This is a genomic window from Neobacillus sp. Soil_C_43, assembly GCF_057656715.1.
The window spans coordinates 173,481-193,145 of the sequence record NZ_JBDGJV010000005.1 but is presented as its reverse complement, the minus strand read 5'-3'; the positions used below and the strand labels follow the sequence as shown (position 1 = coordinate 193,145).

Below are 19,665 nucleotides of genomic sequence, written 5' to 3'. Positions count from 1 at the left end.
AAAGTGAGCTTTATTTGGGCATTAATTGTAGGCGGAGTGATTGGTTGGTTAGCTGGGCTTATTGTTGGAAGAAATATTCCTGGTGGAATTATAGGTAACATTATTGCTGGATTTGTTGGTGCATGGATCGGGACAGCAATTTTAGGAAACTGGGGTCCGCATGTAGCTGACTTTGCTATAGTTCCCGCAATAATTGGAGCTGCAGTGTTGGTTCTTCTTTTAAGCTTTGTAATGAGAGCCTTCAGAAAAGCCGATTAATACAAAAATATACCTGGATTAAGAGAAGCCTCCTGAAATAGGGAGGCTTTTCTTCATACTATGTTTACTTCCACATTACAACGAGTAAATATCGATGGATTGAAACAGGTTTTGTAAATCTTGAATAGGGGCATGGCATGTAATTAGTTCCTGGGTAAGAGGATGATTGAATTCAAGCTTCGCCGCATGCAATGCCTGCCGATTCACTATTTCCTCTCCACCATAAAGTGTATCACCGATTAAAGGGTTACCTAAATGGCTTAAATGGACTCTTATTTGATGGGTTCTTCCAGTTTCAAGCCAGCATCTTACAATCGAAAAATGTTTATTTTTATCCTCAGTTAGTACCTGATAATTAGTAATAGCTTCCTGTCCAGTATCGGACACTCTTCTTCGCGTCGCATGGTGGCGGTCCCGGCCAATTGCCTTATTAATTCGTCCTTTTTTTGGTCTTATCAGACCGTGTACCGCAGCTATGTATGTTCTCTTTATCTCCCGTTTTTCCAGCATTTTGTCTAATATTGCTCCTGCTAAGGCATGCTTAGCAAACAAAATTGCCCCTGAAGTATCTCGGTCTAATCGGTGGATTTGGCGAATGTTTCTATCTTCTCCCTTTGATTGTAAATAGAAAGCAAGGGCGTTGATCAGTGTAGTGTGGTCCGTTGTAATATCATTTGGATGAGTGTTCATAAATGGGGGCTTGTTTACCACCATTACATGGTCATCCTCGTAGATTACGTCAATATCATGGAATTGAGGGATCACAGTAAGTGGCTCATCAACAAACAGTTTGATTTGTAACACGTTGCCGGAATGTAATGGTAAAGTCCAATTGATCCGGTTTCCATCTAATAGAACTGTATTTTCCATTCTAAAGCTATAAGTTAATTTCTTAGGAGCTTCCCATATTTGACGGAACACCTCTTCTGGTGTCTTTCCTTCCCATTCATTAGGTATTACCATGTGAAACCATTCGCCCTTACGCATTGTTTTAAGCATATATATCTCCTTATTTTAGGCGCTTCCGCTTTTCTATGTGTCTAGCTCCAGCGCCTAGCCCCTCGGGTCAAATAACCTTCGGCAATAAAAGTCAAAATACGGACTTTTCTTGCCGAAGAACATTTGCCTGTCGGGGCTGACCAAGGCGCTTCCGCTTTGAAATGTGGTTACAATTACCACCGATTATCCTCGTAAATTATGTTATTCTTATTTTATATAATACGACAGAATATAGCGATGGCAAAGGTGGGTTATAAGTGAAAATTGTTTTTGCCTCGACACCAAGTCAAGAAGAAGAAATCAATGAACTGGTGAGGTACATTTACTCTAATATTTTTCCCCTCTATTTTAGTGACGAAGAGATTTGTCAATTTGAGCAATTAGGAATTTTACATCCTACTGAAGATTTTAGCACATTAAAAGATGCTTTTCAGGTAATGACATGTATACAAACATTAATTTCCATTCTTGAATCTTCTCCGTTGGATGAACAATATGCTGCACTATACAATAAAAATGTGGACACACTTGAAGAATTTGGATTATCCTTCCCTTTTGATTTTGAACAATTTCTCAGTGTGAAAAGCATGAGACATTCAATGCTTAGTATTTACACAAAAGCTGATAATGAATTAATAATATAGGAACAAACCGAGCCTGATGCAAATCAGGCTTTTTTCTATTTCAACACTTTTTGCAAAAATTGTCGGCTTATTTTGAGTGATTTTTAAAGGAGTATCAGGCTATTACTTAGAAACAATATTAAATAGATGGATGAGGAGGGGAACAAATGAATTGGAAAACAGTTGCAAAAAGCTGGATGGAGTTCGAAGGCTTAGATGCTGAATTACAAGCTCAACTAAAAGAGTGGGAGAATGATGAAAAACAACTAGAAGAGGCTTTTTATAAGAATTTAGAATTTGGAACAGGCGGAATGCGCGGTGAGATTGGTGCAGGTACAAATCGAATGAACATCTATACGGTTCGTAAAGCATCTGCAGGTCTAGCTGCATACATAGAGGAACAAGGATTAGAAGCAAAACAAAGAGGGGTTGTTATTGCTTATGATTCACGTCATAAGTCTCCTGAGTTTGCCTTGGAGGCTGCAAAAACACTAGCTACCAAAGGAATTCAAACCTATATATTTGACGAATTAAGACCGACCCCTGAACTTTCCTTTGCCTTAAGGTACCTACATGCCTTTTCTGGTATTGTCATAACTGCCAGCCATAATCCACCAGAGTATAATGGGTACAAAGTGTATGGATCAGATGGTGGTCAGCTTCCGCCCATTCCGGCTGATCAGGTTATTTCAAAGGTCAATGAAATAGAAAACGAGCTATTGATTGAAGTCGGCAGTGAAGATCAATTAAGAGCTGCTGGATTAATTAGAACAATCGGTTCGGAAATAGACCAAGCTTATATTGAAAAACTCAAAACGATTTCCGAGAATCCCAATCTCTCAGAAGAGGCCAATGTTAAAGTGGTTTTTACACCATTACATGGGACAGCCAATAAGCCGGTTCGCGCTGCACTCTCTGCATTAGGGTATAAAAATGTAACAGTTGTAAAGGAACAGGAGCTTCCGGATGCTGAATTTTCTACAGTGAAAAGTCCTAATCCGGAAGAGCATGCTGCTTTTCAATTAGCTATCCGCGATGGCTTAATAGTGGGAGCTGACCTACTAATTGCAACCGATCCAGATGCAGACCGTCTTGGTATCGCGGTACTTAATGAGGAAGGAGAGTATGTCGTTCTGACTGGAAATCAAACTGGGGCATTATTGCTTGATTATCTCCTTTCTCAGAAAAAAGAAAAGGGAACATTGCCTCAAAATGGAGTGGTTTTAAAAACGATTGTTACCTCTGAGTTAGGAAGAAAAATCACCTCAGCGTATGGCCTTGAAACAATAGACGTTTTAACAGGTTTCAAGTTTATTGCTGAGAAAATAAAAGAGTATGAAGAAACAGGTGACCATACCTTCTTATTTGGTTATGAAGAGTCCTATGGGTACTTAATCGGCGACTTTGCCCGTGATAAAGACGCCATTCAGGCTGCTCTCTTAGCCACAGAGGTTTGTGCCTTTTATAAAAAACAAGGCTTGTCCCTCTATAATGGAATGATGCAGGTGTTTGAAAAATACGGTTTTTATCAGGAAGGTCTTCGATCGTTAACATTAAAGGGGAAAGAAGGAGCAGAAATGATTCAAAGTCTACTAGCTTCCTTCCGAATGGAGCCATTAACAAATTTAGGTTTCTTAAAGACCGCCACAACGGAGGATTATTTAACTGGTATTCGGTTAACTAATAAAAAAGAAGAGAAGATTCAGCTGCCTAAATCTAATGTGCTAAAATATACATTTGAAGACGGTACTTGGATTTGCTTAAGACCATCAGGCACTGAACCAAAGGTTAAATTCTACTTTGGTGTAAACAGTGATCGTTTGGAGGATAGTAAGCTGAAACTTCAAGCAGTGGAAAAAGACTTTATGGATGTAGTGGAAAGAAAAATGAAAATGATTCAAGAGCGATAAGAGTATGAGATTGTCATTCATCCATTCGCACAGCAATATCCGATAGCATAAGTATTAGAGGCTGGCTCATAGGAGTCAGCCTCTATTCTTTCCGACTTAAGTCGGAGAAGAAACCATACTTTTTTCTAAGGAATTAGTATAAGAAAAGCGTTATAATAATTGCAAGAGTTGGAATTTTCAGGGGGATTGGTTATGAGTACGTGTCACCATTCTGATTTACAAATTTTAAAAGAAATTGCCGAGTTATTGAACCAAGGGACTGACATAAACAATGTACTTTCAGAGGTTCTAAAGAAGCTTTTACATGTAACCGGTTTACAAACTGGATGGATCTTTCTTATTGATGATGCTGGCTCCTTTACATTAGCTGCGAAAGAAAATCTTCCCCCCGCGTTATCCGACAACCAGTATGCCCCCATGTGCAGCGGCGATTGCTGGTGTATTAACCGCTATAATAAAGGCCGAATAGATAAGGCAACCAATATTATTGAATGTATGCGCTTGGAAGATGCAATTGAACATAAGTTAGGGGATACATGGGGATTAACCCATCATGCGACCGTACCACTCAAAGCAGGGAAAGAAAAATTTGGATTATTAAATGTAGGGTCACCGAATAAAACAAGCTTTAACAATGAGGAGCTAGCTCTATTAGAATCAGTTGCCTTGCAGATAGGCTCAGCCATAAAAAGGATAAATCTAACACAAAAAGAACAAGAAATTGCTTTAACAGCAGAGAGAAATAGATTAGCAAGAGACCTCCACGATTCTGTTAATCAACTCCTTTTCTCCTTAAGCCTGACTGCTCGTGGAGGGAAAGAAATGACAACGGATCAAGAAGTGAAAGAAACCTTTAGTTATATTCAAGATTTAGCGCAAGAGGCATTAAATGAAATGAGAGCGCTTATTTGGCAACTGCGGCCAAAGGGATTAGAGCAAGGCATTGTTAGTGCACTATCGAGTTATGGTGAAATGCTAGGATTAAATACAAACATTAAAATAAACGGGGTCATTAATCTACCAAGCAGAATTGAGGAGGCTGTTTTTCGAATTAGCCAAGAAGCATTAGCTAATTGTAAAAAACATTCACAACAATCTGATGTTCATTTATTTGTTCATGGAAGTGATAGCAGAATAACCATAGAAATAAAAGACAATGGATGTGGGTTTACTTATGATGAAGGTTTAGTGCTTCCATCGCTCGGTCTAAAAAGCATGAGAAACAGAGCGGAGTCTTTAGGCGGAACCTTTTATTTGGAAAGTGAGCTAAACAAAGGGACAAAGTTACGGGTCAGTATTCCGTTTTAAGGGGGATTATTTTGAGTATTCGAATACTAATAGCGGATGATCATCATGTCGTACGTAGAGGCTTGGTGTTTTTCTTAAAGACACAAGAAAATATTGAAATTGTAGGAGAAGCAAAAAATGGAGAAGAAGCGGTTGAGTTAGTAGACCGATTAATGCCAGACCTAGTGTTAATGGATCTAGTCATGCCGGTTATGGACGGGATTGAAGCCACACAGAAAATTAAAGCAAAGCATTCAAGTATGAAGGTAATGATACTAACCAGTTTTTCGGACCAGAACCATGTAATACCTGCAATTGAAGCGGGTGCCTCCGGCTATCAATTAAAGGATATAGAACCCGATGAGCTAGTAAGGGCAATAAAGATGTTAATGAATGGTGAAAATCAATTGCATCCAAAGGCAACTACGCATTTATTAACCCATCTAACCTCCAAACAAAATGAGGACAGGAACCATCTGAATGAGTTGACCAAAAGAGAGTTGGAAGTCCTTAAGGAGATAGCTAGTGGAAAAAGTAATAAAGAAATTGCTTCATCGTTATTTATTACTGAGAAGACGGTAAAAACCCATGTTTCAAACGTTTTAGCAAAGCTTGAGCTAGCGGATCGCACACAGGCTGCTCTTTTTGCCGTACGTAATGGAGTAATCAAAAATGATAAGATAGGATAAAAATCGGTAAAAAACGGCTCCAGAAATGGAAGCCGTTTTTTTTTGGTGGAATTCTTTGGCCCGGTTGTAAAAATTTTCTCTCAACAAAATCTGTATCCACTTGTTTTTTCAGGAAAGACTATACATCGGTATCTCATTTGCATCAGCTTCTATTGTTTCGTTTGCATGGTCGATGTAACGAAGCAAATTATAGAGTTTCGTTTCAATTACAGTGTAGTCACGTTCAAAGTTGTATGCATGAAGAAATTGTTCAATTCTTTTGGACAAAAACTGGTCTTTTGTCCGAACCATTAAAATAAGCAAATTGTCCCATTCAGACCGGTGTGTATAATATAACGCCCGATCATAATCCACTTTATTCATTTACGTTATCTCCTCCTTATTAGGAGTTGAGATTATTGTATGACATTCTGCAGATAACTTTCACAGAAAATGTTGGACACCCATTGTTAACAAGGTTTTCAACTTTTACCTGTATAATTCTTTCGTTAATTGTAAAAATGGAGGTTCTTATGTGAAAATTTTTTGCGTGATCATGTTGATGCTATTTTCTTTCGAAACGGTTGGCGAAGCTAAAGTGATTCAAACGAATAAACCCTATAGCTTTGAACGTTTAGAACAAGACATCAATCAATTAAGGAAAATACATAAAGGGAAATTAGAAGTAAAATCCATTGGAACCACTCATTTTGGAAGAGATATTTGGGCAATCAAGCTCGGTAAAGGGAAAAAGAATATCGTTTTAGTTGGTACCCATCATGGACGGGAATGGATAACAAGTATGCTTTTAATGAAGATGTTGGAGTCTTATGCCGATGCTTATGAGGAATCAAGGAAATACCCTTTAACTTCTGCCTCTATCCTTAATGATGTTTCCATTTGGTTTGTTCCCATGTTAAATCCAGATGGTGCAGAAATTCAACAAAACCATTTCGAAAGGATTACAGAAGAACAACGAGACCATATTAAAAGCATGAATAAAGGCTCTAGTGATTTTACAAGATGGAAAGCAAATGGGGTGGGGATTGACTTAAATAGGCAATACCCTGCCGGTTGGATGCAGCTTCCTAAGCAGCCCTCATCTCCACACTATCAATTTTATAAAGGGAAAAAGCCACTTGAGGGAAAGGAAGTCATTGCACTAACGAATTTTATTAAAGAGGTGGACCCTTCAATAGCAGTGGCCTATCATTCAGCGGGAAGAGAGATTTTCTGGAACTATAAAAATGGAAAACATCTCAAAAGGGACAAAAAGATGGCAAAAAAAATCGCAAAATTAACAGGCTATAAATTAGCGAAGCCACCTAAAAAAGCAACAGGGGGCGGGTTTACAGATTGGTTTATTACAACCTACCATCGTCCAGCCATGACCATAGAAATTAGCTATCTTGTGGGTGAAACGAGTCCTCCATTATCCGTTTTTAAGACAGAATGGAAACGAAATCGAATGGTGGGCCTTAAGTTAGCTGCAGAAGCCAGAAAAATCCCTGACTAACTCATAAGAGAAAAATGATTGGGGAAAATAAAATATCCAAATAAACAGGAGGATAAACAAATGAAAAAAACGGTTATTTCTTTATTAATAATGGCTTTTTTTCTAGTTAGTTTTACTAATTCAGGTCATGCACAGAAGCCAGATTATGAAAAGTACGGCAGAATTGCAATGGCGGTTGTACAGGTGGATTTTCCAGGCGCGCCTATCAGGGAGTATGAATATTTAGGTCGAAAAAATATAGATGCATCAAAGGCGGAGGACGGCTTCCGTTTTAAAGTACAAGAAAATAATCAGAACCTTTTTGTTATCATAAAGGTAAATCATGATCTTACCAACAAAAAACTAATCAACTTAACGGTTGAATCTCAAAAACAATAAGCGATCTAGCTTATTGTTTTTTACCTTCTTTTTCATCAATCCCGGCTTTTCTTCATACATTGTGGTAAGAGGAAAAGGGGGAGTGGCAATGAATGCGGAAGAGCGTAAATCACTAGAGTATGCGATAAGTGAAATTACCGAAATTGCAAATGGCTTTGGACTAGACTTTTATCCAATGCGTTATGAAATTTGTCCGGCAGAAATTATTTATACATTTGGGGCCTATGGAATGCCTACTCGATTCTCTCATTGGAGCTTTGGAAAGCAATTTCATAAAATGAAACTTCATTATGACTTAGGCCTTAGTAAGATTTATGAACTTGTCATTAACTCTAATCCATGCTATGCGTTTTTACTGGATTCCAATACGCTAATCCAGAACAAGTTAATCGTCGCGCACGTGTTAGCTCATTGTGATTTCTTTAAAAATAATGTCCGTTTCCAAAATACGAAGCGGGATATGGTTGAGAGTATGGCAGCAACAGCTGAAAGAATTCACCAATACGAAATTCAGTATGGAAAAAAAGAGGTAGAAACCTTCCTCGATGCCGTCTTAGCTATTGATGAACATATTGACCCTTCTCTTATGAGACCGAAACTAAGCTGGTCTATTGGAGATGAGGAGGAAGAGGATGAAAATCCAATTATTGCGACTCCATATGATGACCTTTGGAAATTGGATGACAAGGAAAAGAAAGAAACAACCCAATCAAGAAAAAAGAAATTCCCTCCACGTCCAGAAAAGGATTTATTATTGTTCATAGAAACCTACAGCAGGGAGCTAGAAGATTGGCAGCGCGATATCTTAACGATGATGCGGGAAGAAATGCTCTACTTTTGGCCGCAGCTTGAGACAAAAATCATGAACGAAGGCTGGGCTTCCTATTGGCACCAACGGATTTTAAGGGAAATGGATTTAACTAGTGGAGAAGCTATTGAGTTTGCGAAATTAAATGCAGGCGTTGTCCAGCCGTCAAAGACTGGAATTAACCCTTATTATCTTGGAATCAAAATCTTTGAGGACATTGAAGAACGGTATAATAATCCAACAGAAGAAATGATGCGCAGAGGGGTAAAGCCAGGGTCAGGCAGAGAAAAAATGTTTGAGGTCCGTGAAGTAGAGTCCGATATATCCTTCCTCCGCAATTATTTAAATAAGGATCTTGTGATGAGAGAGGATATGTACCTTTTTCAAAAGCAAGGTCGTGATTACAAAGTAGTGGATAAAGCATGGGAGCATATCCGTGATCAGCTAGTCAACATGCGGGTAAATGGAGGATTTCCATACCTTACCGTGATTGACGGTGATTATATGAAAAATGGAGAGCTCTATGTAAAACACTGGTATGAGGGAATCGAACTAGACGTAAAATACCTTGAAAAAGTGCTTCCCTATATGCAGCAGCTTTGGGGCAGACCTGTTCACATGGAAACAATGATTGAAGAAAGACGAATGCTATTCTCTTATGATGGTAAAGGTGTCCATCGGAAATACTTATAAATAGGAGTAAGGCTGCTGATAACGATACAGCAGCCTTATTTATACAGAGCTTTTAACGAAATTTGATTACAAAGAAAATGTACAAAGTGTGGAATTTATTAAAACCGATTCCTAAAGGTAATGGTCCACAAGCAGAACCAATAACCATTACCCTCATCGAATTCCAGTAATACTTCCAAGATATTTTCGACCAAAATAATTAGACCAAACGATAATGAGCGTAATTCGTTCAATTCCCCCGCCAATTCCCCATAGAATCCCAAAGAGAACTCCTAATGTCACACTATTAATATTCCTATAACTTCCAATAAAATTATTAGTAAAATAGGTGTTATACCGAAAAACGAAGGAAAATGGCGTAAACCTAAGATGTGACAAGATGTGTACGCTTTCATTTAATTTCACAAATTTGTCACAATCCTTTATACTTTGTTTTGTTAACAACGGACCCGACTTTCATGAGAGTTGAAAGTCATAAAAAAAACAAAACAAAGGGAGAGGTGCTAAGTTTGAATTTAAGTACAATTAAATATTCATGGTTTGGAAACGTCAAGGGAGATGTTTTAGCAGGTATTGTTGTTGCGCTTGCTTTAATTCCAGAGGCAATTGCATTCTCAATTATCGCAGGTGTAGATCCGATGGTGGGATTGTACGCTTCATTTTGTATTGCCGTTACGATTGCTTTTGTGGGTGGAAGACCTGGGATGATTTCAGCTGCCACGGGTGCAACGGCTTTATTAATGGTGACACTGGTGAAAGATCATGGTTTGCAATATTTACTGGCAGCAACCATTCTAACTGGAGTTTTACAAATAATCATGGGAGCTTTAAAACTAGGTTGTTTGATGAAATTTGTCCCTAGATCCGTAATGACTGGATTTGTTAATGCCCTTGCAATATTAATCTTTTCAGCTCAATTAGTTCAATTTAAAGAAGCAACATGGCAGATGTATGCCATGGTCGCAGGTGCTTTAGCTATTATTTACATCCTACCTCGTTTTACAAAAGCTGTTCCATCACCATTAGTTGCGATTATTGTAATTACAGCAATTTCAATATTTACAGGAAGCGATGTTCGTACTGTTGGGGACATGGGTGAATTGACCTCCAAATTACCGATATTTTTAATTCCCGACATTCCGTTTAACTTAGAGACATTGCAAATCATTTTTCCTTATTCCTTGTCTATTGCTATGGTAGGACTAGTGGAAACACTTTTAACTGCTTCTATTGTAGATGACATGACAGATACAGAAAGTGATAAAAATAAGGAAGCACGTGGGCAAGGTATCGCTAATATTGTATCAGGATTTTTTGGCGGTATGGCTGGATGTGCGATGATTGGTCAGTCTGTCATCAATGTTAAATCTGGTGGTAGAGGACGTTTATCTACATTTGTTGCAGGTGCATTTTTATTGACACTAATCATGTTGCTTAAAGGATTCCTAGTACAAATTCCAATGGCTGCATTAGTCGGAGTTATGTTTATGGTTTCAATTGGAACTTTTGATTGGTCTTGCCTAAAAACATTAAAAAAGGTACCAGTTACCGATACGATTGTTATGATCGTGACTGTTATTACAGTGGTAAAGACGGATAACTTATCTATGGGTGTTTTGGTGGGAGTTATACTAAGTGCCATTTTCTTTGCATCAAAGATTTCAAAAGTGAAAGTAACGAGCCTTTCAGCTAAGGGTTCTCATAAAAAGATTTATCATGTTTCGGGTCAACTTTTCTTTGCTTCCGTAACCGATTTTGTTAAAAGTTTTGATTATAAAGAAAACATAAATGAAATTGATTTGGATTTATCAAATGCTCATCTTTGGGATGATTCTGCTGTTGGTGCCATTGATAAAGTGGTCATTAAGTATCATCAAAATGGTGTTAAGGTAAATCTAAAAGGATTAAACACGGAAAGCAATAAACTCATTGACAAAATTGCAGTTCATAACAAGCCTGGTGGACTTGAGAAAGTTGCTAGTCACTAAAGGGTTAAATACACATTCTGCTCTAATTTTTTGAAAATGAAGGAGCCTGTCACCAAGGGATAATTATGCCTTGGTGACAGGCTTTTTTTGCATCTTCAATTTCAAATAAAATTATGATTTTACATCCATGTTTAATGGAAGCTCATATAAAACAAGGGGGACAGCTAATGTTTTAGCTGTCCCTTTAAGATATTTCAACATCAATTATGTTTTACTTTTTGATTAGTCTTCGGAACTAAAGGGATTTGATTATAAATATTAATTATTGTTTGAGGAATGGGGTTTAATAAGGAACTAAATTTGTAAATAAGTGTACTTGCAAATAACCCTACAACCAAGCTGCCAAGTACATCAAATGGATAATGATGTCCCACGTAAATTCGAGATATCCCTGTTAAAATTGCAAACACAAGCATACCTAAACCAATTTTCCGTTGGCGCAACAATACCGCTAGCGCTAGGGAAAAAGCCCCTGTTGAATGGTCGCTTGGAAAAGAAGTATCTTTTGCATGTTGAATTAGCAGATGAACCTTATGTGTTTCAAATGGTCGGGGTTCATAATAAATATGCCCTAGGATAAAATTTATAAACAGCCCTAACCCACCAGTTATTGCAGCATACACAACAGAATATTTATGTTGTTCTTTGCCAAAAAACCACATAAGAAGTAAAACGATGGCGTAAACAATCAGAGCATAGTGCGTTGTAAAAATCATTATCTTGTCAATAAAAGGATGATGACCAGAAAGTTGGTTGATCACTCGAAAAATATGGTAATTCATTCTATCCCTCATTTCTAGTTAAATCGCTTTGTTGTGCTTTATGTCGTGAATTCAAGAATGTTTCATCTTTAGTCAATTGGACATTCTAATAATATAAAATTAACTTGGGTTTTTCCCTTAACAAAGCATTAATATTCCATTAAAAATACAACCCCAAAAAAGAAAAGGGATTATTTCTTTGAAGCTACTTAAGTGAGAGGATTCTATTGAAGGGAGGGAACTACCTTGTTTAGTCAGGTAGCAAAAGCGGTACCTAATTTATTTACAATGGGAAATTTATTGTGTGGTGTTCTTTCAATTACCAGTAATATGAGTGGCCTTATACAAGTAGCCTCCATTTTAATTTTCTGTTCAGCTATTTTTGATCTTCTTGACGGAAGGGTTGCTAGGGGATTAAAAGTTAACAGTGAATTAGGTGTAGAATTGGATTCCTTAGCTGATATTGTTAGTTTCGGCGTTGCTCCTGCACTTCTATTTCATACAATAGCAACACCGTCCATTTTAACTTCTTTGGCGTTTATTCTTTTCCCATTAATGGGAGCGTTAAGATTAGCTAAGTTTAATGTTAAACCAACGATAGGCTATTTTAGTGGATTGCCGATTCCAGCAGCTGGATTGCCACTTGCTGCAATGGGGTTCTTTTCATATAGCAATGCATGGATTACCATAATTCTAGCTCTTTTAATGGTAAGTCCCATTAGGGTTAAAAAATTTTAATCAATCTTTCATAAAAAAAGCTAATAACCCTTCATTCGTAGGGATTTAGCTTTTTTATTTTATCCATTAACCTTTTTGTACTCTTAATAAAACATTAATAATCCATTAAAAAATATAATTCAATCTAAAATGGTGGTAAATTGTTAATAAAACGATGAATGTTCTTCATATGTTGTTTACTTTTTCATATTGGTTAGAAGGGAAGAGTGTAGATGAGTACACATATTCTTGTGATTGAAGATGAAGTTCAAATTGCGCGCATTTTAAAAGTGGAATTGGAGTACGAGGGTTATCAAGTAACAGTGGAACATGATGGTAAGGCAGGATTGGAAACCGCTTTGCAATCGAAAATGGACTTGATTTTGTTGGATGTTATGCTGCCTGGGTTAAGCGGAATAGATGTTTTAAGAAGGTTAAGAAAGGAAAACTGTCATACCCCTGTCATTCTTTTAACAGCTAGAAATACTACTTTTGATAAAGTAGCGGGATTGGATCAAGGAGCTAATGACTATGTCACAAAGCCTTTTGAAATAGAAGAATTATTAGCGCGAATACGTGCATGCCTTCGAAATACTCCTAAAAATGCAGAATCCAACGATGAGAACTCCATTTTGACAGTGGATGATCTAATCATAAACACAGAAACAAGAGAAGTAAAAAGAGGAAGAAAATCTATTACATTAACACCCAAGGAATATGATTTCTTGGTGTATCTAGTACTCAATAAAAATAAAGTGGTTACACGAGATAACATTATTCTTAAGGTTTGGGGGTATGAATACGAGGGGGAAACTAACGTCATTGATGTATTTATTAGACATCTTAGAAAAAAAATTGATGAAGACTTCCCTACTCAATTAATTACTACTATAAGAGGAATTGGGTTTACCATAAGGGAGATGAATGATGAAGATCACAACAAAAATTAATCTATTAACGACTGCTTGGATGCTTTGCATATTAATTCTTATAAACTTCGTTGTGTTTTTATTATTTATGAAGACAACAGTAAATATGGAAGAAGATATACTTTTTCAAAAAGCAGGTGATTTAGTAAAGGATTATAATACCACTCAATCTTTAGATAGTATGAAAAGGGAAATAGAAGATTATTTAACGGAACATTCCTATATCAGAATTTTGGACCATAAAAACAAGCTGATCTATGAGGCGACAAATGACAAGTTACTTTCAGAAAAAATGGTAGGACGATCAATTTTAACAAAACAGACTAAAACCGATCAGATTTCTACTGAACATGGAGAAGAGGAAGTATTGATTGTTCGTGTCCCATTTAATGAAGGAAATAAAACCTTGGAAATTGGGGAACGATTACGAGGGCTAGAAGCGAGAAAAGAAATGCTAAGGGCAATCTTAATTATTTGTACTGTATTAGCTGCTTTAATATCTTTGCTGGGAGGAAGATGGCTAGCTAATATGATAATGAGACCGATAGCTAATATGATTAAAACGATGGAGGAAATAGAAAAAAGTGGTGTTCCTAAAACCATCACCGTTCAAAATAAGACAAAAGATGAGCTCCAAACCTTGGCGAGAACATTTAATCGTATGATTAATAGGCTTCTAATAAATATGGAAAGACAAAAACAGTTTGTTTCGGATGCATCACATGAATTAAAGACACCATTAACAGTCATTAAGAGCTACGCTAATCTTCTAAGGAGACATGGAATAGAAAATAATGAAATGGCGGAAGAAGCACTTAAAGCCATTCATTCAGAGGCAACAAGAATACAAAAAATGACCGAAACTTTTTTAGAATTAGCCACATTAGAGAAAGAAAATGTATTAGAAATAAACGAAGTAAATTTGGTTAATTTATGCAAAGATATTTTAAAACAACTAAAAGATGTTTATAAGCGGGAAATAACATTACATTATGAAGGGATCCCCATCATCATTCGTGCAGATGAATTAAAGATTAAACAAGTTATCATTATTTTGCTTGATAATGCAATTAAATATAGCAATGACAGAATTGAAGTCTTCCTAAAAAAGGATCAGCAATATGCAATTATCAATATAAAAGATTATGGAATTGGAATACCAAATGAAGAAATAGACAATATTTTTGAACGGTTTTACAGAGTGGATAAAGCAAGAAGCCGGGAAACTGGAGGTTCTGGATTGGGTCTTCATATTGCCAAAAGTATTATAAAACTACACAAAGGTGACATTAAAATAATTAGCAAAGAGGGATCAGGAACTATTGTAGAGTTGCTTTTACCAATTAATAATGGAAATTTAAATAAGTAATAGTGAAAAAGGAATAGCCAAATATGTAACGGCTATTCCTTAAACTTTTATGATTATTACTTAGCTGAAAGTTCGCCTTCTGTTACCCATTTATGATTTGTCACTTTTTCTCCACCAGTTGTCGGTGTGTAATCAACCATATAAACTGTTGTTTGTTGGGCTGAATCAATTACAGCAGTCGCACCCTTCATCCCCTTCATATGGTCTGCCTCTACGATAATTTCGTCCCCTGGATTATAGGGCTTGTCACTAGCGTCTTTAATTTCTTCATGTATAATCCATTTGTGATTTGTCACCTTGTCTCCGCCAGTTGTCGGTGTATAAGAAATTGTATAAACAGTAGTATCATAAGCACCTACAATGGTTGCTTCTGCACCATTCATTCCTTCCATATGGTCTGCGTGAATTATTGCATGACTTCCGACTTTAAAGGTTGGATTTTCGGCTTCTTTTAAATCTTCTGGTACTTCACCAGTACTTGAATGATTCATGCCTTCCATACCTTTATGGTTCATATTACTTGAATCCTTATCTTGCTCTGTTTTTTTCTCACCATGATTAGTATTTGAATGTTCATTCCCGTTAACATTTGAACATGCCGCTAAAAATAAGGCAGTAATCACGGTGAATAGAAATAAGACAGTACGATTTTGCACTATTATTACCTCCCTGTAGTTAGTTACTGATTCATTATACAACCTAAATGTGCAGGATTTATGCAGAACGAATCATACTCGGGTGCTCTAAAATTGTTTTTCCCTTTTTTAAAAAAATAACACATCAATAAAGCCCAATGAAATAATCCCTCTTATGTTAAAAGAGGGATTATTATTAGCTAACATAGTATTTCTGTTTATTTACTTCAAAATCAACTGAGTCTTTCTTAAATAAATATACTCTTGGTACTCGTTTCCCGATTAAACAAACAACTTCGTAATTAATGGTGTCCATCCATTCTGCCAGTTGATCTATAGATTGAAAGGAAGAATGACTGTTCCCAAAAACGGTTACTTCATCACCTACCGTGCAATTTTCTATATCTGATATATCAATCATTGTTTGGTCCATACATACCCGGCCTGTAATATTAGCATGCTGATCACGAATTAAAACCTTTCCTTTATTTGAAAGAAGACGGGAAAGGCCGTCAGCATATCCGATTGGAAGAGTGGCAATCTTACTATCTTTTTTTGGACTCCAAGTACATCCATAGCTAATTGGTTGAAAAGCCTCTACATTTCTCAAAGAAGCAATTCTAGTTTTCAGACTCATGGCTTGTTTTAGTTGAATGGGGTGACTTTTTAAAGTCTTATCTGGATACAAACCGTACAAGACAATTCCGATTCTGACCATATCCATATGCATTTCTGGAAAATTCATGGTGGCAGCACTATTACAACAATGCTTAATTGGAATGGGAATTTGCTTGCTGTCCAAATAGGCCAGGATTGATTGGAACTTTTGGAACTGCTTATAAGTATAAGTGGGATCCTCATTGTCTGCATTGGAGAAATGAGTAAATACCCCTTCAAGATATACGTATTCAGCAGTCATAACTTTTTCGGCAAGAAATGAGGCCTCTTCAGAGGAAGTCACACCAATTCTAGACATGCCAGTATCAATCTTTAAATGGACATATGCGGTTTTACATAACTGAGCAGAATGGAAGATAATTTCGTCCAATACTTCATCTTCAAATACAGTTAATGTAATATTGTACTGAATAGCTTCTTTAACTGATCGTGGAGGCGTATAACCTAGAATGAGAATGGGTGTTACTAATCCAGCCTCTCTAAGCTGAATAGCTTCATCTAAAAGAGCCACCCCTAAATAGTCAGCACCTGCCAAAATGGCAGCTTTAGCGACGTCTACAGCCCCGTGTCCATATCCATCTGCCTTTACAACAGCCATTAGTTTAGATTGATGTTGGACAAATTGTCTGAACTGAATCACATTAGCTTGAATATGATCAAGCGATACTTCGGCCCAAGTATCACGGTAGCTCATTTGGTGCATCTAATACCATCTCCCTATAAAGAAAAAATCCCCTCAAGAGTTGTCTCGAGGGGATTAATCAATTATTAATTAGCAGCTAGTTCTTTTTCTAATGCCTTTTCTACTGTTACATAGTCATAGCCTAGATCTTTTGCCACTGCTTCGTAAGTGATTTCTCCGTTTGCCACGTTCACACCAAGCAATAATGCAGCATTTTCAGAAATAGCTTTGAATACCCCTTTGTTAGCAATCTGCAACGCATATGGTACAGTAACGTTTGTTAGAGCAATAGTAGAAGTTCTTGGAACTGCTCCAGGCATATTAGCTACAGAATAGTGTACGACACCATGCTTAACAAATGTTGGGTTATCGTGAGTTGTTACATGATCGATTGATTCAACGATACCACCTTGGTCGATAGCTACGTCGACAATCACGGAACCAGGTTTCATTGCCTTAACCATTTCCTCAGTCACAAGCTTAGGAGCTTTTGCACCTGGAATTAAGACTGCACCAATTAAAAGGTCAGCTTCAGCTACAGCCTCAGCGATATTGAATGGATTAGACATTAATGTTTTGATTTGGTTTCCGAAAATATCATCAAGCTGACGGAGACGGTCCGCACTTAAATCGATAATAGTTACGTCAGCCCCAAGGCCGATCGCCATTTTAGCTGCGTTTGTTCCAACGATACCGCCACCAACTATGGTTACTTTCCCACGGTTCACACCAGGGACACCCGCAAGTAAGATACCTTGTCCGCCGTTATTTTTTTGTAAGAACTGTGCGCCAATTTGAGCAGCCATACGTCCTGCAACTTCACTCATTGGTGTAAGAAGTGGAAGAGTTCTGTTTACTGATACAGTTTCATAAGCGATGGCGATTACGCCTGACTGCTTTAATGCTTCTGCTAAAGCAGGTTCTGCTGCAAGGTGCAAATAAGTAAATAAAATTAGCCCTTGACGGAAGTACTTGTATTCACTTGATAAAGGCTCTTTAACCTTCATGATCATTTCAGCTTTTGTCCATACTTGCTCTGCTGTATCAATAATCTCAGCACCAGCTTTAGCATAATCTTCATTTGTGAAACCGCTTCCAATTCCAGCGTCCTTTTCAATTAGAACTGTATGACCAGCAGTTCTAATTGAAACAACACCAGCTGGAGTAAGAGCTACACGATTTTCATTATTTTTAATTTCCTTAGGAACCCCAATAAACATAATCTATTTCCTCCCCTTGAAACCTTGAATTGATTTGCTATGGCTAAAGTATAAAACGTTTACAAAAGAATTTCTTTGTTAAGAAAGGAGAAAGATTTTCATTCTTTTTGGGGATTTTCACAAAATGTTCAAATCCCCTGGTATTTGGCTAGCTTCAAATCGAGAAAAAGAATTATTTTTTGATTGGGGTCCTTGAAATTAACCTCACCAATCTCTGTAATACGTTTGAGTCGATAATTTAGCGTGTTGGCATGGACATTTAATTCCTTGGCTGCATCATTAATGTTTGAATCCTTATTTAAAAAAACCTCTAACGTTTCAATGAGATTGCTTTTATGTTTTTGGTCATATTCTTGGATTCTTTTTAATGCATAATTTTCGTACGCTTCATTTTTTCTGTTTTCAAGGATCATTTCAAAGAGTTGATAAATTCCCAGTCGTTGATAACTAAAGATCTCCTTCGTTTCTATAGGGAATTTTTCTTTTATTGATAAAACAATTAATGCTTCCTTATACGCTTTTCCTATTTTTTGAAAGTCATCATAAATACTGCTATAGACCGGATGGATATTCCTCATTCCATAGCGGTCGTTCATTTTTGAGAGGAAGTTTTCGGCAAAATGATCGAGTTCTTGTAAGGGATTCTCGATATGAGATGCTTGTACCAGTAAGATCAGTTGGTTGCAGTCAATGGTATTTAGTAAAATCTTCATTCGCTGAGCGGTCTTTAATAGATAAGAAATTTCATGTTCTTCTTTAGTTGTGATATTTTGTTGGAACTGAAAAACAAAAACAGCAAAAGACGATGGGGGAGTAATTTGCAATGTTTGAAAGTGCTGAATAATCTCCTCTTTCTCTTTTAAGTGGCCAGTTAATAGTTTCCAAAAGAATTCTTGGGAGCGTTCTTCTTTTTTATTTTTTCTAGTTTGTAGCTGTAACAGTTTATTTTTTACGGCATCTGCAGCCTTTTTTAACAGGGTAAAGTCCTCATCTGTTAATGTTTTATCAATCTCTATTGCCCAAATAAATCCTAATACCTCATCCTGTTTCCAAATCGATATAGCCACTCTATCGCCAAGACCAATGTCATTCATACTTTTCACACGAATAGGTTCATCCGTTTTTAAAAGCGCTGGAATAGTTCCTTCTTTCCACAATTGGTTGATTACTTTTTCCGGAACTCTTCGGCCGATAATCGTAGAAATTCTAGCGGGATCTGTCCGTTCGTCATGTGTACTATAGGCAAGAAGGCGGTGATTCGCATCTTCAATGGTAATTGGGCATTTAAGAACTTGGCTGATAAGATCGGCAAATTCATCTAAGCTTTCAAAGGTAATTTTAAATGGATCATGGTGTTTCATATTCAATTCGGTTTCCTCCAAGATTACGAGAAATAAAAGTTACTTTGTTTAATTTTACAAAAAAAACATGGAAATTTCTCGTATTTCTACAAAAAACTTTGTTCACAAAAATGTTAAGATAATTTCGAGTATTTGTCACAATAGTATTTATTTTCATAAATACTAATTTGTAAGCGCTAACACAT

20 protein-coding genes are annotated in these 19,665 nt (G+C 36.9%); 12 read left to right on the top strand and 8 right to left on the bottom strand.

The genetic code is table 11. The features are described 5' to 3' along the window. Positions 1-3 precede the first annotated feature (3 nt). Complete coding sequence (locus AC3A54_RS09710) at positions 4-258, top strand: GlsB/YeaQ/YmgE family stress response membrane protein (RefSeq protein ID WP_308080709.1); 255 nt, start codon at positions 4-6, stop codon at positions 256-258. 75 nt (positions 259-333) lie between these two features. Here the strand turns inward: AC3A54_RS09710 and AC3A54_RS09705 are convergent, their stop codons facing one another. Continuing rightward, on the bottom strand, positions 334-1,257 hold the full coding sequence (locus tag AC3A54_RS09705) for an RluA family pseudouridine synthase (protein WP_487654295.1): 924 nt from the start codon (positions 1,255-1,257) through the stop codon (positions 334-336). A 257-nt stretch (positions 1,258-1,514) separates the two neighbouring features. On the opposite strand from AC3A54_RS09705, the gene AC3A54_RS09700 reads away from it, so the two are divergent. From AC3A54_RS09700 to AC3A54_RS09685, 4 genes are all read left to right on the top strand, one after another. Continuing rightward, on the top strand, positions 1,515-1,901 hold the full coding sequence (locus AC3A54_RS09700) for a YhcU family protein (protein ID WP_487654294.1): 387 nt from the start codon (positions 1,515-1,517) through the stop codon (positions 1,899-1,901). Between the two features lie 146 nt (positions 1,902-2,047). After that, positions 2,048-3,790, top strand: coding sequence for a phospho-sugar mutase (locus AC3A54_RS09695; RefSeq protein ID WP_487654293.1), 1,743 nt, complete (start codon positions 2,048-2,050; stop codon positions 3,788-3,790). Positions 3,791-3,982: 192 nt separating this feature from the next. Next, a complete protein-coding gene (locus tag AC3A54_RS09690; protein WP_487654292.1) occupies positions 3,983-5,098 on the top strand; it encodes a GAF domain-containing sensor histidine kinase in 1,116 nt (371 codons plus the stop codon). 11 nt (positions 5,099-5,109) lie between these two features. Then, positions 5,110-5,766: a response regulator gene (locus AC3A54_RS09685; RefSeq protein ID WP_487654291.1), complete on the top strand. Its 657-nt coding sequence runs from the start codon at positions 5,110-5,112 to the stop codon at positions 5,764-5,766. 108 nt (positions 5,767-5,874) lie between these two features. Here AC3A54_RS09685 and AC3A54_RS09680 read toward each other — a convergent pair whose 3' ends face one another. Next, positions 5,875-6,129 (bottom strand): YhdB family protein, encoded by a 255-nt coding sequence (locus AC3A54_RS09680; protein ID WP_308080699.1) that lies wholly within the window; start codon positions 6,127-6,129, stop codon positions 5,875-5,877. 151 nt (positions 6,130-6,280) lie between these two features. On the opposite strand from AC3A54_RS09680, the gene AC3A54_RS09675 reads away from it, so the two are divergent. The 3 genes from AC3A54_RS09675 (at position 6,281) to AC3A54_RS09665 (ending at position 9,140) form a co-directional block, all read left to right on the top strand. Next, positions 6,281-7,261, top strand: a complete 981-nt coding sequence (locus AC3A54_RS09675) for a M14 family zinc carboxypeptidase (protein WP_487654290.1) — start codon at positions 6,281-6,283, stop codon at positions 7,259-7,261. 60 nt (positions 7,262-7,321) lie between these two features. Next, positions 7,322-7,639, top strand: a complete 318-nt coding sequence (locus tag AC3A54_RS09670; protein WP_487654289.1) for a DUF3889 domain-containing protein — start codon at positions 7,322-7,324, stop codon at positions 7,637-7,639. A gap of 88 nt (positions 7,640-7,727) precedes the next feature. After that, positions 7,728-9,140, top strand: coding sequence for a SpoVR family protein (locus AC3A54_RS09665; protein ID WP_335546792.1), 1,413 nt, complete (start codon positions 7,728-7,730; stop codon positions 9,138-9,140). Positions 9,141-9,293: 153 nt separating this feature from the next. On the opposite strand, the gene AC3A54_RS09660 is transcribed toward AC3A54_RS09665, so the two are convergent. Beyond that, positions 9,294-9,422, bottom strand: coding sequence for a hypothetical protein (locus AC3A54_RS09660; protein WP_487654288.1), 129 nt, complete (start codon positions 9,420-9,422; stop codon positions 9,294-9,296). 227 nt (positions 9,423-9,649) lie between these two features. On the opposite strand from AC3A54_RS09660, the gene AC3A54_RS09655 reads away from it, so the two are divergent. Continuing rightward, positions 9,650-11,128 (top strand): SulP family inorganic anion transporter, encoded by a 1,479-nt coding sequence (locus AC3A54_RS09655; protein ID WP_487654287.1) that lies wholly within the window; start codon positions 9,650-9,652, stop codon positions 11,126-11,128. 200 nt (positions 11,129-11,328) lie between these two features. Here AC3A54_RS09655 and AC3A54_RS09650 read toward each other — a convergent pair whose 3' ends face one another. Continuing rightward, positions 11,329-11,910 carry an undecaprenyl-diphosphatase gene (locus AC3A54_RS09650; protein WP_487654286.1) on the bottom strand — a complete coding sequence of 194 codons (582 nt, stop codon included), beginning with the start codon at positions 11,908-11,910 and terminating at the stop codon, positions 11,329-11,331. A gap of 225 nt (positions 11,911-12,135) precedes the next feature. Between AC3A54_RS09650 and pssA the strand changes: the two genes are divergently transcribed. The 3 genes from pssA (at position 12,136) to AC3A54_RS09635 (ending at position 14,904) form a co-directional block, all read left to right on the top strand. After that, the gene (gene pssA, locus AC3A54_RS09645; RefSeq protein WP_487654285.1) at positions 12,136-12,627 is read left to right on the top strand and encodes a CDP-diacylglycerol--serine O-phosphatidyltransferase; all 492 of its coding nucleotides are present in this window, start codon (positions 12,136-12,138) and stop codon (positions 12,625-12,627) included. A gap of 212 nt (positions 12,628-12,839) precedes the next feature. Then, positions 12,840-13,556 carry a response regulator transcription factor gene (locus tag AC3A54_RS09640; protein WP_487654284.1) on the top strand — a complete coding sequence of 239 codons (717 nt, stop codon included), beginning with the start codon at positions 12,840-12,842 and terminating at the stop codon, positions 13,554-13,556. Beyond that, the gene (locus tag AC3A54_RS09635) at positions 13,534-14,904 is read left to right on the top strand and encodes a sensor histidine kinase (RefSeq protein ID WP_487654283.1); all 1,371 of its coding nucleotides are present in this window, start codon (positions 13,534-13,536) and stop codon (positions 14,902-14,904) included. The genes AC3A54_RS09640 and AC3A54_RS09635 overlap by 23 nt, the downstream gene beginning before the upstream one ends. A 56-nt stretch (positions 14,905-14,960) precedes the next feature. On the opposite strand, the gene AC3A54_RS09630 is transcribed toward AC3A54_RS09635, so the two are convergent. The 4 genes from AC3A54_RS09630 to AC3A54_RS09615 form a co-directional block, all read right to left on the bottom strand. Beyond that, positions 14,961-15,563, bottom strand: a complete 603-nt coding sequence (locus AC3A54_RS09630) for a YdhK family protein (RefSeq protein ID WP_487654331.1) — start codon at positions 15,561-15,563, stop codon at positions 14,961-14,963. 172 nt (positions 15,564-15,735) lie between these two features. Then, positions 15,736-16,920: an alanine racemase gene (alr, locus tag AC3A54_RS09625; protein ID WP_487654282.1), complete on the bottom strand. Its 1,185-nt coding sequence runs from the start codon at positions 16,918-16,920 to the stop codon at positions 15,736-15,738. A gap of 65 nt (positions 16,921-16,985) precedes the next feature. Beyond that, positions 16,986-18,119 carry an alanine dehydrogenase gene (ald, locus tag AC3A54_RS09620; RefSeq protein ID WP_487654281.1) on the bottom strand — a complete coding sequence of 378 codons (1,134 nt, stop codon included), beginning with the start codon at positions 18,117-18,119 and terminating at the stop codon, positions 16,986-16,988. 128 nt (positions 18,120-18,247) lie between these two features. Beyond that, positions 18,248-19,480 (bottom strand): PucR family transcriptional regulator, encoded by a 1,233-nt coding sequence (locus tag AC3A54_RS09615; RefSeq protein ID WP_487654330.1) that lies wholly within the window; start codon positions 19,478-19,480, stop codon positions 18,248-18,250. Between the last annotated feature and the right edge of the window lie 185 nt (positions 19,481-19,665).